The following is a 12355-nucleotide window of genomic DNA, read 5'->3' as shown; positions in this document are numbered from 1 at the left end:
GCACCCGCTCGTCGTCAGGGAATCGTCACACCGAAGTCGCGGTTGGCGGTGGCGAAGTCCTGGAAGCCCAGCCGGGCACCACCCGCACGGGTCACCGTGCCGTTCGCGACGACTCCGCCTGACGCACTGGAGTACACCGAACCGCCGCTGTCACCACCACGTGCGGCGGTCTGTCCCTGCACCTGCTCGGCCTCGACCAGGTCCTCGCGGTCCTGCCAGAAGAAGATGACCTTCAGGTTGCACACCGGGGCACCGGTCGCGGCGGCGCTGGTGACGCCGGACTGGCACAGGTACTGGCCGACGAACACGTGACCCCACCCGACCACGTTGGCCCCGGTGTTGCTGTCACCACCGCCGGTGTACATCCGGTTCTCGCTGTTGGCGGGGATCAGGCCGATGTCGTGGTCGTCGTGGCCGGCGCTCACGTTGCCGATGAACTCGCCCTTGCCGTCGGCGATGCGGTGACCGACCTGGCCGCAGTGCTCGGCGGTGAGCAGGTAGCGCCGGTTGGCCGCGTCCCGCACACCGAACCCGGAGGTGCACAGGGTGTTCGCGGTCTGGTTCCAGGTGCGCGCGCCACCCCACCACGGCGCGGAATCGTCCTGTCGCGACACTTCGCGCATCGGCTCCTCGTAGCGGATGCTCAGCGGGACGTCCACTCGGCCGGCCAGGGTGCTCAACGACGTGCTCGCCCGGACACCGGCGGCGGGGTGGGCGGCGAGCACGAGGCCGCTGCCGTCGCCCGGACTCTTGACACCGTGGAAACCGCTGTCCGGGTTGGCGTCCAACCAGGTTCGCACCTCCGCGGCCGCGTCGGCGAGCTCGGCCTGCGTGTACGCGGCGGTGGCCACCTTCACCGGCACCCGGCGCGACTGACGGCCGACGACAGCCTCGACCGGCTTCGGCACGGCGCCCTTCCACCACACGGTCAAGTCCCGCTCGCCCAGCACGATGCCGGCGTAGCCGGGGTCGGAAGTCCTCCCCACCTCCGCGTAGATCGCTTCCGCCGCCTCCACCAGCGGGCGCTGAGCACGGGAGCGGTCCACCGCCGCGTCCGCGTGGGCTCCAGGCCCGGTGGGTGTGGTGACGAGGGCAGCGGCGCACAGGACGGCAGCGGCCAGGGACGTTGTTCGCTTGGTCGATTTCACGGTGTCTCTCCTGCAGGGTCGGAGTCCGTTGTCAACGTTGTCATCGACTTATGAGAGCGCTCACACTTTGTCGAGGTGAACCGGTGGTTCAGACCATGCCGACTTGGCGTCAGGGCGTCAACCGCGCATCCGACCAGTGGGAGCACTGCCGAACGGAGCATCCCGGTCACAGTCCTGAGAGGACTGGGCTGAGCGGACTGGACTGAGAGCGTCGGCCGGGACCGGCCTCAGCCGAGGGGCAGACCGCGGAGCTGCCGGCGCGAGGCGATCTCCTGGTTCGCGGCGCCGCCGGCGGCGAGCCGCTCAAGCGGCCAGCCGGGTGCCGCGGCGCCAGACGGCGCGGGTGTTGAGGGTGTCGGAGATCGTGACGGTGGGGTCGCCGTCGACGAGGAGGAGGTCTGCACGCAGACCTTCGGCGACACGGCCGCGGTCGTCGAGGCCGAAGCGACGGGCAGTGGTGGCGGTGGCCGCGCGCAGGGCCTGGACAGGGGTGAGGCCTGCCCGGGTCAGGTACTGCAGCTCGTGGTGGACGCTGGCGCCGTGGGCGAGTCCGCCCAGGAAAGGCAGCGGTAGGGAGGCGTCGGTGCCGACCAGGAGGTCGACCCCGGCGTCATCGAGGGCTTTGACGCTGGCGAGGACGTCCTCGATCCGGCCCTGTGGGTAGTGGCCGAAGCTGGAGCGCAGGGCTTCCTCCCATTCGGCGTCCAGGCGGGAGGCGACGCGCGGGTCGTCGGCGAGGTCGTCACCCGTGATACCCATCATGGAGGCGTTCAGGACGACGCAGGGGGCGACGAACATCCCGGCGTCCCTCATCAGGCCGATGATCTCGTCGGTGTGGGGCTGGTCCATGAACAGGTGGACCAGGCCGTCGACACCGGCCTCGACGGCCATGCGGGTGGCGTCCACGGTCAGGGCGTGGGCGACGGTGAGCATGCCGTGCTTCTTGGCTTCGGCCACCCCGGCGTTCAAGGTGGCCTGGTCGAGCATGGGCAAGCCGGGGTGTCCTTCGACGCTGCCGTCGTCGACCATGAACTTGATGTAGTCGGAGCCGCGTTCGATCAGCTGCGGGATGAACGCGACGGCTTCTTCCGGGGTGGTGGAGAACGGCATGAGCGGAGGCGGTCCGACCGGCCGCGCGCCCGCGGGCGGGCCGGGCCGGAAGCCTTCGGGGAACAGCTCGCTGGGGTGCCCGCCGGGAGGAGTGATGGCGAATCCGGACGAACGCACATCGGCGACGGTGTCGTCCTCGCTGATGTGAGCCCGGCTGCCCCTGGTGTTCGTGCCCTGCATCTCCAGCTCGGTCGTCACACCGAATCGCAGCGCCAGCGCCAACGCGTCCTTGCCGGTGTGCACGTGGGCGTCGATCAGGCCCGGCAGCAGCGTGGCGCCACTGCCGTCGACGACCTCGGCGCCTTGCGGAACAGCGCCGCCGACCTGGGCGATCCGAGTGCCGTCGAGGAGCACGGTGGTCTCCCCCAGCACCCTCTCACCGTCGAACACCCGGGCACCGGTGATGGCGGTCACGGTCATGGCCTACCTCAATCCCTCGCGTGGACAACTCCTCCAAATATATAGCAGAAGCTATGCATATAGCATGTGCATGGATATGCGCACTGATCGAAACTCTCTCTAGGATGACGGCATGAGTGGCTCGTCAACGCCTCCGGAGATCGACAAGGCTCTCTTCGACCAGGTCGGACCCGCCCTGTCGCGATTGCGGCGGCGCACAGGCGGACGTGGCGACCTGACCCGCAACTTGGTCCTGAACGTGGTTGCGGACGCACCCGGCGAGATAACGGTGGGCGCCATCGCCGCTGAGATGGGTGTCTCCCAGCCCGTCGTCAGCCGCACGATTGCCGCCTGCATCGCCGACGGGCTGCTGCGGAGAGCCGCTTCCCAGGCCGATGGCCGACGCACAGTCCTCGAGCTCACTCACACCGGCGAGAGCGAGCGTCAACGCTTCGCCTCCGAACAGCGTGTGGCCTTCGAACGCATCACCGCCACTTGGGATTCAGCCGAGCGCGTGCAGTTCGCCCAGTTCCTCATCCGCTACAGCCAGGACGCCAGCGCCTGGTCCGCCGAGCAGACCCGCCGCCGTGGCGACCGCCCGGGCTCGCGTCCGGAACCGACCTGATGCGCATCTCGACCGATCACACGCGGGTGCGGATCATCCAGACGCAACTGGCTCAGGCACAAGCAGCGAGTGCGGCCGTCACATCCGCGCGAAGGTGCAGCACCCGGTCCACCTGGGCGATCGCCAGCGGACGCAGCACCGGTTGGTGATCGGCCACGACCACCATTCGCGTTCCCGCGGAACAAGTGGACGAGTGAGCGTCGAGCAGCAGGCGAATCCCGGACGAGCCCATGAAGGTGATGCCCGACAGGTCGAGCACCACAGCGCCAGGCCGCTGGCCGACCTGGTCGCTGATGTGTTCACCCACCGTGCGCTCGTTGGACATGTCGATCTCACCGCTGACACAGATGACCGGTACGCCGCCATGCAGGTCAGTGGTGATGGAGACAGGTGAGGCGGTGGTGAGGAACTGAGCGTCCACGACGAGCTCTTCCTGTTTCCAGCGCCTGTGCCGCCCGGACTGTTGGTTCAATCCAAACAACGATCCACGGACGTGGCTCGGTCACTGGTTCCAGCATCACGGTAAGGCGCGCGCAGGACCGTCGCAAACATCAGGCACGACGTCTCCGCACACGCCGTGCACTCTGGGCGCCGACGGTCGGTCGGTGACCAGAGTGCACGCCTGCGGTACGTCGAGGCGCCGACCACGTGCCGGACGGGGAACCACCCGTTCTTCCGGCGCCAGGCCCGTCAGCTACCGGTGATCGAGCGGTCCGCGACCACGACAGGGGTGTTGCCGATGGGAAGCCCGGTGATGGTGAGGGAGTTGCCGTGCCGGGACACGGCGTTCGGCGGGATGCGGTGGACGGTGCCGGTGGTCAGGTCGACCAGACGGGGGTTGCTCATCTTCGCGTCGGCGAACGTCACCGTGACGGGCCTGGTGGCTCGGTCCTCGTTCGGCACGCGATCGGGTCGCGCGGCAACGTCGATCTCCTTGCCCGTGCTGTCGTAGCGGGGCTGCTGCGCGGGATCGCCGCCGAACCACAGTGCGACGGCCTGCTGGCCGGAGCCGTTCTTCTCGAACGCCCGCGCGGTGACGGTGCGGTCACCGTTGCCGGAGGTGGTGAAGTCGAAGCCCTGGATCGGCGACTTCGTCTTGATGTCGCCTGAGGCTTCCAGCCGGGTCACCGGCCGCAGAGTGTCGTCGAACAGGGCGGCCACGTTCTGCACGCCGTAGTACGACCGCTTCGTGTAGGTCGCCTTGAGGTCCGACGTCGCCGCGACGAGGCCCTTGGAGTTGATCTGGGGCGCGCTGCTCGGCGTCCACCGGTACCACAGGTCCACGGTGCCGAGGAGTTCCGTGCTGATGCCCACGCCGAGGTCGCCGATGATCCGGCGCAGGTTGTAGGAGTTCTGGCTGTACTCGGTGAAGGTGTCCTGCCCGAAGGCCCCGACCGAGCCCGCCGTGCTCGGCGCGCCGTTCTCCCCCTGCCGGATTTCGATCGCCGGCGAGTACTTGGCGAGCACCTGGCGCAGCGCGGCCATCGTGTTGTAGAGCACCGGGTTGTCCGGGTAGTTGCTGTACGGGTGGTAGGAGAACCCGTTCACCAGACCGATCCGGGCGGCCTGCTCGGCCGTGTCACCGTCCGCCTCGCCGTTGTCCTTGGCGGCCTTGAGAGCTGCCATGAACCTGTCGGCGAAGGCCACGTCGATGCCGTACTCCACTCCGAACAGCACCGCGTCCGGTTGCTGCTGCCGGATGGTCGTGGCCATGAGCTTGTAGTAGGCCGCGTAGTCGGCAGCGATGGTCGGCGGCGCGTCGGGGTGGTTGGGCTCGTTCCAGATCTCCCAATGCCGGACGCCGTAGTGCGGCCCGCGGTTCTGGTAGCGCACGCCACCGGGCTTGTACCGCTCCACCATGGCCTTGACCCAGTTCGCGTTGACCTCGAGTCCGGCACCGCTCGGCAGGGGCGCGCCGAGGTTCGCGCCGCCGGCGGGGATCCCCTTCTTCCCGTAGGCCCAGTTGCCGTACGACACCTGCAACCACGGTTGGACGCCTGCCTCGAGGAGGGTGTCCACGATCTCGTCGACCATCGTCCAGTTGTACCGGCCGTCGGCGTTCGCCTCGACGGCGTTCCACTCCGGCTGCACCCGGCACGTGGTCGTGCCCAGAGCGAGCAACTGGTCCCGGTACTCGGAGAACCGGGCGTACTTGCGGCCGGTGGTCTCACAGCCCGACAGCAACCGCGACGAGCCGATCTGCTGAGCGGTGCGGGGTGTCACCGTTCCGACGGGCCTCCAGCCATCGGGTGCGGGTGAGGCGAAGACGCGCACGTCGTCGATCCACGCGGTGCCGGCGGTCTCCCTGCTCACACCGATCCGGAGTTCGGTCAAGGGGCCCGCGCCGACGCGGAACGAGAGGTCCGCGGCGACCCGCCTGCCCTTGAGGAAGACGCTGTAACTGCGGGTGGTGGGGTGCGCGACGATCCGCAGGTCGAGCCACTGGCCGGCCTGGTAGGTGCCCAGTTCGACGCGCTTGGCGCCGTCGTAGGTGTACAGGCGGCCCGCGGCGTCCATCGCCACCGTCGCCGCAGCGCCCGCTGTCCCCCTTAGGTGCACGCCGATCACCGACGTGGTCTGGGCCGCGCGCAGTCGCAGGGCCGTCACGAGGGTCGACCTGGTGGCACCCAGAGAACGCGTGACCGCCATCGAGGCGGTCGTCGAGTCGTCCTGCAGCCGCAGGCTCCGTTCGAGCTCGGAGAGCTGCTGCACGGTGGCCGTTCCGCCCTCGGCCGAGACGCTCCACCCCGCTGGGGAGGAACCCACGTCGCCGGTGAACGCGTCGGTGATGTCAGCGGTGTCGGCGCCTTGCGCAGCGGCGTCGGCGAAAGCGGACGGTGGTGTCGTCACCGCCAACGCCGCGACCACGAGGGCCGTGGTGAGCCGTCGAGGACGGCGGCGCGGACGGCCGGCCGCGGTGGCGTCTGCTGGTCGTGGCACTGGATACCTCCTGGGGTGAAAGCGGGTGAACGACAGCGCCGGGCCGGCGTCGTCGAGCGCGACGCCTGTCCGTTGTGCGAGCAGGGTGAGTTGTGTGCGGTGTGTCAGCCGAGAACGGCTCCGGGGTTGAGCACGCCGTGCGGATCGAGTGCCTGCTTGACCGACCGGTGGACGGCCATGCCGACCTCACCGATCTCGCGGGCGAGCCAGTCGCGTTTGAGCCGCCCGATCCCGTGTTCACCGGTCACGGTCCCGCCGAGCGACAGCCCCAGCGCGAGGACCGAGTCGAACGCCTGGCGGGCCCTGTCCTCTTCGGAGGGGCCGGAGAACACGATCGTCGGGTGCATGTTGCCGTCACCGGCGTGCCCGACCACGGCGATCGTCAGCCCGACGTCCGCGGAGATCTCCTCGCAGCCGAGGATCAGCTCGGCGATTTTGGTGCGCGGCACGCACACGTCGTCGACGAGGAGCACACCGCGGGCTTCCAGCGCGGTGAGGACGACCCGGCGTGCTTCGAGCAGCATCGTGCCCTCGGCCTGGTCGTCGGTCGTGTGGGTGAAGAGCGCGTTCCGCTTCTCGCACAGGCGCTCCAGTGCCGCGATCTCGTCGCCGGCGCAGCGCCCGGCGTCCGACTGGCACAGCAGCAGCGCTTTCGTCCCGTCCCCCGCGCCGAGGTCGGTGCGCAGGTGGGCCTCGGCCGCCTCGATGGACACCGCGTCCATGATCTCCATCAGCGACGGCACCAGACCCGCACGGACCACCTCCGCGACGGCGTGGCCCGCGTCCTGCGCGGAGGCGAACGCGGCGACGAGCGTGGTGGGTGCAGGTGGGCGGGGACGCAACGCGAGCGTCGCCTCGGTGATGACCCCGAGGGTTCCCTCGCTGCCGACGAACAGGCTCGTCAGGTCGTACCCGGCCACGCCCTTCACGGTGCGCCTGCCGGTGCGCAGCAGCGCCCCGTCCGCGAGCACGACCTCCAGGCCCAGCACGGAGTCCGCGGTGACGCCGTACTTCACGCAGCACAGCCCGCCTGCGTTGGTCGCGAGGTTCCCGCCGATGGTGCACCAGTCGTAGCTGGACGGGTCGGGTGGGTAGAACAAGTCGTGCTCAGCGGCCCGGTCCCGCAGGTGTTTCGTGATGACACCCGGTTGCACCACGGCGATCCGGTCGTCCGGATCGACCTGCAGCACCCGGTCGAGCTTGGCCAGCGACAGCACGACGCAGCCGTCCACGGCGTTGGCGGCACCGGTCAGTCCGCTGCCCGCACCACGTGGCACCACAGGGACTCCGTGCTCCGCACAGGCGCGCACCACCGCCTGAACTCCAGCGGTGTCGAGAGGCAGGGCGACGGCGAGCGGACGCCCTGCCGGCACGAGCGGCATCATGTCGCGCGCATACGAGCCGGTGACGTCGGGATCGGTGAGGACGTTGCTGTGGCCGATCTCCGTGCGCAGTCGATCGAGCAGGCTGTCCATGGGGTTCCTCGGGATCGGGCGACGAGGCGGGCGGTGGCTGCGGGCCGCCGCACCGTCCGCCTCGTCGACGGGCTCAGGACACGGCCGCGGACGGCCTGGTGAACGCCCGGTAGGCCCGCAGGGTGGCCTCGTCGGGCGGGTAGGTGCCGCGCAGCGGAGCGCCGCCGGCGACCCGCTGCTGCAGGAACGCCTCCAGCTCTTCCTGCTCCCGCGCCGGGTTCGCGATCACCGCCACGAGGTGGCGAGGCACGCAGACCACGCCGTCGGCGTCGCCGAGCAGCACGTCACCGGGGTAGACCGCGACTCCCGCGCACCCGATCGGCAGTTGCATGTCCACGGCGTGGTGCAGGGCCAGGTTGGTCATCGCGGCCGGGCCGGTGGCGTAGACGGGCATCGGCAGTTCGTCGATGCCCGCGATGTCGCGCAACGTGCCGTCGGTGACGAACCCGGCGGCGTGGCGGGCAGCGAGGCGGGTGAGCAGGATGTGTCCCGCGGACGCCGCCCGGCCTTCGTTGCGGCTGTCGACCACCAGGACCTGGCCGGGGCCGACGGACTCGACGGCCAGCCGCTGGGGGTGGTCGTAGTCGTCGAACACGTCGAGCACGTCGATGTCCTCGCGTGCCGGGATGTAGCGGAGCGTGAAGGCCTCACCGACCATCCGCCTGGTGGGGCGGCCGTAGGTGCGCAGTCCGGCCAGGAAGGTGTTGCGCAGCCCCAGTTTGAACAGCTGGGTCGTCACGGTCGCGGTGCCCGCCTCCGCGAGCGCGCCGAGGTCGTCGGGGTCGAGCGGAGTGGTGGAGCTGTCAGTCATGGGCCGGCTTTCTGCTCTGTGGTGGGATGGCGGCGGAGTCGAGGGCCGGGTCGAGTCCGGCCGGACGGGCCTGTGCGGTGAGGCCGCCGTCGGTGGTGATGACCTGGCCGGTGACGTAGGAGGCGTCGGCTGAGCACAGGAACGCGACCACTCCGGCCACGTCCGCTCCGGTCCCGACGCGGCCGAGCGGTACCGGCTCGGCTCGGGCGCGTTGCTGTTCGGGCGTGAGCGCGTCGAACCGGTCGTTGGCGATCGGTCCTGGTGCTACGGCGTTGACGCGGATTCCCGCCGGGGCGAGGTCGACGGCGATCGCCCTGGTGGCGGCCTCGACCGCGCCTTTGCCCGCGTCGTAGGCGATGGTGCCGCGGTGGGCGCGGGTGGCGCCGATCGAGGAGATGTTCACGACGGCCGAACCGGGTCGCATGAGCCTGGCGGCCGCGGCCGTCGCGAGGAACACGCCGCGCACGTTGACCGCGAAGCTGCGCTCCCAGTCGTCCGGGTCGAGGTCGACGAGGCGTGCGCGTCCGACCATGGGCAGGGCGGCGTTGTTGACCAGGAAGTCCAGCCTGCCGAGCGTGGTGAACGCCCGTTCGAGGGCACGGTCGACGGCATCGGCGTCCGACACGTCCGCCGGGCAGGCGATCGCCTGCGCCCCGGCTTCGCGCAGGGCGGCGGCGGTGGCTTCGGCCTCGTCCGCGTCCGGGCCGTTGACCGCGACGGCGGCGCCTTCCTGTGCCATGCGCAGCGCGATGGCCCGGCCGATGTTGCGCGCGCCGCCGGTGACGAGGACGACCTTGCCGGAGAAGCGCTGGGTCATGACGTCACCTGCTGCCGGTCCACCACGGCGTCGGCGGTGGTGTGCCGCCAGGTGAGCGGACCCGCGCTGGCCGCGAGGAGGTCCGGGTCGAGCTCCATGCCCAGGCCGAGGCCTTCGGGCACCCGCAACCGCCCCTTGTCGTAGCTCACCGGGTGCCGCACCACGTCGCGGGTGTAGAGCAACGGGCCGACGGGGTCGCTGGGCAGCGTCGCGGCCGGCATGGCCATGGCGACGTGTGCCGCGGCGGCGGTGCCGATGGACAGCTCCTGGGTCGTACCGATCAGGCAGGACTTCTCCGCGGCCTCGGCGATGGCGAAGATCCGGCGGGCGGGGCTGATGCCGCCGATGGCGATGACGCTGACGTTGAACACGTCCACCGCGTCGGCCGCCACCAGGTCGAGTGCCCACCGGTTGCTGTAGACGTGTTCGCTGATCGGCACGTGCAACCGGTTGCGCGCGTACACCAGGCCACGCACGTCGTGGTTGGGCGCCGGTGCCTCGACCAGCCCGTAGCCGACGTCGGTGACGCGTTCGGCGAAGGCACACGCGGACTTGGCGTCGAGCAGGTTGGAGAAGTCCAAGGACTTGATCTTGAGCCGGTCACCGAAACGGTCCCGCGCCTCGCGCAGGAACCGCTCGTCCAGTGCGAGGTCGCGGCCCACGTAGACGCGGAAGAACTCGAAGCCCTCACCCAGCCTGCGCTCCACCATCGCCAGGTTGCGCTCGACGTCGGCGTCGTGCTGCTGCCGGAACACGGGGTAGGCGATCGGCACGGAGTCGCGCACCTGCCCGCCGAGCAGCTCGTGCAGCGGCAGGCCGAGCACCTTGGCCGCCAGGTCCCAGACGGCGATGTCCACCCCGCACTTGATCGCGCGGCTCTTGTCGTAGATGTAGCCCGCCTGCGGGAAGTTGGCTTCCAGCCTGCGTTCGACCTCCGTCGTCTGCAGCGGGTCCAGCCCGACGAGCAGGTCTTCGAGGGTGGCGGCCAGCTCGGGGATGTCGAAGTGGAACCGCGGCAGGTGCTGCAGGTCCGACATCTCCCCCAGCCCGACCAGGTCGGTGTCGGTGAGCAGCTCGACCACCACGTGCCCGCAGGTGATGCCGTTGTGCCGCGGGGTGTTGACGGTGGTCAGCCGAACCCCGGTGATGCGGGTCATGCCGTGCTCCTCTGGGATGCGGTCTCCAGGCCGGCCGCGGGAGCCGGGCCCGCCGCGGTGGACGAGGGATGTCCTGGCGCCATGGCCAGCAGTGATCGGGTGTAGTCGTGCTGCGGGTCCTGGTAGATCTGCTCGGCCGGGCCGGACTCGACCACCTGGCCTTCGCGCATCACCGCGATGTCGTGCGCGACGGACCGCACCACGGCCAGGTCGTGGGTGATGAACAGGTAGGCCATCCCGTGCTGCTGCTGGAGGTCGGCCAGCAGGTTGAGCACCTGCGCCTGCACCGACACGTCCAGCGCGCTGACCGCCTCGTCGCACACGATCAGCTTCGGCCGCAGGGCCAGTGCCCGCGCGATGGCGATCCGCTGCCGCTGGCCACCGGAGAACGCGGCCGGGTACCGGTCCAGCGCACCGGCGTCCAGGCCCACGTCGCGGAGCAGCCCGGCCAGTTCCGCCTCGGCCGTGTCCAGGCCGTGGACCTTCATCGGCTCGGCGAGCAGCTCGCGGACCCGCATCCGGGGGTCCAGGCTCGCGTACGGGTTCTGGAACACGACCTGGACTTCGCGTTGCAGTGTCCTCACCTGGTCGCGATCCGGCTTCGCGACGTCGATGCCGTCGTAGCTCACCACGCCCCGGTCCGGTTTCTCCAGACGCAGCAACATCTTCGTCAGACTGGTCTTGCCCGACCCCGACTCGCCCACCAGCGCCAGGGTCCGGCCGCGGGTGACCGACAGGCTCACGCCGCGGACCGCGTGCACGTGCCCGGTCACCCGGCGCAGCACGCCGCCTCGCACCGGATAGCTCAGCGACACGTCGTCGAACCGCGCCAGCACGTCACCACTGACCGCCGGTCCACTGTGGATCGTCGCGGTGGGTGGTTCGATGGTGGGGCGCTGCTCGACGAGCAGGCACGCCGCGCTGTGGCCCTGACCGAGGTCCACCCGCGGCGGGACGGTGGTGGAGCAGCGGTCGACGGCCACCGGGCACCGCGGCTGGAACGGGCATCCAGGCGGACGGTCACGGGGGTTCGGGGGCCGTCCACCGATGGCGGTGAGCCGCTGCCGCGCTGGTCCGTCCACCCGTGGTGTGGCGGCGAGCAGCGACTGGGTGTAGGGCATGCGCGGATCGCGCAGCACGCTCGCCGCGGTGCCGGTCTCGACCAGGCGCCCGGCGTACATCACCGCGACCCGGTCGGCGTGACCCGCGACGACACCGAGGTCGTGGGTGATCAGGACCAGTCCCATGTCGAGGTCGGAGCACAGCGACCCGAGCATTCCCATGATCTCGGCCTGCACCGCCACGTCGAGCGCCGTGGTGGGCTCGTCCGCGATCAGCAGGCGGGGCCGTGCGGCGATCGCCAGCGCGATCGCCGCACGCTGCCGCATGCCCCCGGACAACTCGTGCGCGTACTGCCCGAGCCGCCCCTTCGCGCCGGGCATCCGCGCGAGGTCGAGTGCTTCCACCGCGCGGCGCCGGGCGTGCTCGCGTGACATCGGTTCGTGGGCACGCACCGCGTCCGCGATCTGGGTGCCGATGGTGAGCAACGGGTTCAGCGCCGCGCTCGGGTCTTGGAACACCATCGCCACGGTGCTGCCCCGAACCCGCTGCCACGACCGTTCGCCGAGTCCGACGACCTCGGTGCCGTCGATGAGCACGGACCCCGTGGTGGTGCACGTCGGTGCCGTGGGGTTGAGGCCGAGCAGGCTGAGTGCGGTGACGGTCTTGCCCGACCCGGACTCGCCCACGACGGCGAGGGTTTCCCCGGCGTCGAGGTGGAGGTCCACGCCGTCGACGACCCGCACGGGGTCCTGCCCCGTCCGGCCGGCGAACGAGACCGTGAGATCGGTGACGCGCAACAAGCTCATGGGTG

General features: G+C 70.4%; 10 protein-coding genes. 1 reads left to right on the top strand and 9 read right to left on the bottom strand.

Annotated elements, in window-relative coordinates:
• Positions 1 to 14: 14 nt before the first annotated feature.
• Positions 15 to 1148, bottom strand: a complete 1134-nt coding sequence (locus BBK82_RS31170) for a chymotrypsin family serine protease (protein WP_065918188.1) — start codon at positions 1146 to 1148, stop codon at positions 15 to 17.
• A 303-nt stretch (positions 1149 to 1451) separates the two neighbouring features.
• Positions 1452 to 2678 carry an amidohydrolase family protein gene (locus BBK82_RS31165; protein ID WP_065918187.1) on the bottom strand — a complete coding sequence of 409 codons (1227 nt, stop codon included), beginning with the start codon at positions 2676 to 2678 and terminating at the stop codon, positions 1452 to 1454.
• Between the two features lie 112 nt (positions 2679 to 2790).
• Here BBK82_RS31165 and BBK82_RS31160 point away from each other — a divergent pair, with 112 nt between their 5' ends.
• Positions 2791 to 3282 (top strand): MarR family winged helix-turn-helix transcriptional regulator, encoded by a 492-nt coding sequence (locus tag BBK82_RS31160; protein ID WP_065918186.1) that lies wholly within the window; start codon positions 2791 to 2793, stop codon positions 3280 to 3282.
• A gap of 52 nt (positions 3283 to 3334) precedes the next feature.
• Here BBK82_RS31160 and BBK82_RS31155 read toward each other — a convergent pair whose 3' ends face one another.
• The 7 genes from BBK82_RS31155 to BBK82_RS31125 form a co-directional block, all read right to left on the bottom strand.
• Positions 3335 to 3703, bottom strand: coding sequence for an STAS domain-containing protein (locus tag BBK82_RS31155; RefSeq protein WP_065918185.1), 369 nt, complete (start codon positions 3701 to 3703; stop codon positions 3335 to 3337).
• A gap of 269 nt (positions 3704 to 3972) precedes the next feature.
• Positions 3973 to 6222, bottom strand: a complete 2250-nt coding sequence (locus BBK82_RS31150) for a GH39 family glycosyl hydrolase (RefSeq protein WP_154697601.1) — start codon at positions 6220 to 6222, stop codon at positions 3973 to 3975.
• A gap of 104 nt (positions 6223 to 6326) precedes the next feature.
• On the bottom strand, positions 6327 to 7697 hold the full coding sequence (locus BBK82_RS31145; RefSeq protein WP_065918183.1) for an FAD-binding oxidoreductase: 1371 nt from the start codon (positions 7695 to 7697) through the stop codon (positions 6327 to 6329).
• A 73-nt stretch (positions 7698 to 7770) separates the two neighbouring features.
• Positions 7771 to 8508 (bottom strand): ribonuclease activity regulator RraA, encoded by a 738-nt coding sequence (locus tag BBK82_RS31140; RefSeq protein ID WP_065918182.1) that lies wholly within the window; start codon positions 8506 to 8508, stop codon positions 7771 to 7773.
• Positions 8501 to 9325 carry an SDR family NAD(P)-dependent oxidoreductase gene (locus BBK82_RS31135; protein ID WP_065918181.1) on the bottom strand — a complete coding sequence of 275 codons (825 nt, stop codon included), beginning with the start codon at positions 9323 to 9325 and terminating at the stop codon, positions 8501 to 8503. The genes BBK82_RS31140 and BBK82_RS31135 overlap by 8 nt, the downstream gene beginning before the upstream one ends.
• Positions 9322 to 10482: a mandelate racemase/muconate lactonizing enzyme family protein gene (locus tag BBK82_RS31130; RefSeq protein ID WP_065918180.1), complete on the bottom strand. Its 1161-nt coding sequence runs from the start codon at positions 10480 to 10482 to the stop codon at positions 9322 to 9324. The genes BBK82_RS31135 and BBK82_RS31130 overlap by 4 nt, the downstream gene beginning before the upstream one ends.
• Entirely contained in the window at positions 10479 to 12350 is a 1872-nt protein-coding gene (locus BBK82_RS31125; protein WP_065918179.1) for a dipeptide ABC transporter ATP-binding protein, read from the bottom strand. The genes BBK82_RS31130 and BBK82_RS31125 overlap by 4 nt, the downstream gene beginning before the upstream one ends.
• Positions 12351 to 12355 lie beyond the last annotated feature (5 nt).

Origin of the sequence: Lentzea guizhouensis (assembly GCF_001701025.1) — a bacterium.
Taxonomy (GTDB): Bacteria; Actinomycetota; Actinomycetes; order Mycobacteriales; family Pseudonocardiaceae; genus Lentzea; species Lentzea guizhouensis.
Note: the sequence above shows the minus strand (reverse complement) of the source record. Positions and strands in the feature narration are given on the sequence as shown.

Bases quoted from the DNA above. Each gene is read 5' to 3' on its own strand.
- BBK82_RS31130 (WP_065918180.1), bottom strand. From the start codon at position 10,482: ATGACCCGCATCACCGGGGTTCGGCTGACCACCGTCAACACCCCGCGG.
- BBK82_RS31160 (WP_065918186.1), top strand. From the start codon at position 2,791: ATGAGTGGCTCGTCAACGCCTCCGGAGATCGACAAGGCTCTCTTCGAC.
- BBK82_RS31145 (WP_065918183.1), bottom strand. From the start codon at position 7,697: ATGGACAGCCTGCTCGATCGACTGCGCACGGAGATCGGCCACAGCAAC.
- BBK82_RS31165 (WP_065918187.1), bottom strand. From the start codon at position 2,678: ATGACCGTGACCGCCATCACCGGTGCCCGGGTGTTCGACGGTGAGAGG.
- BBK82_RS31140 (WP_065918182.1), bottom strand. From the start codon at position 8,508: ATGACTGACAGCTCCACCACTCCGCTCGACCCCGACGACCTCGGCGCG.
- BBK82_RS31125 (WP_065918179.1), bottom strand. From the start codon at position 12,350: ATGAGCTTGTTGCGCGTCACCGATCTCACGGTCTCGTTCGCCGGCCGG.
- BBK82_RS31135 (WP_065918181.1), bottom strand. From the start codon at position 9,325: ATGACCCAGCGCTTCTCCGGCAAGGTCGTCCTCGTCACCGGCGGCGCG.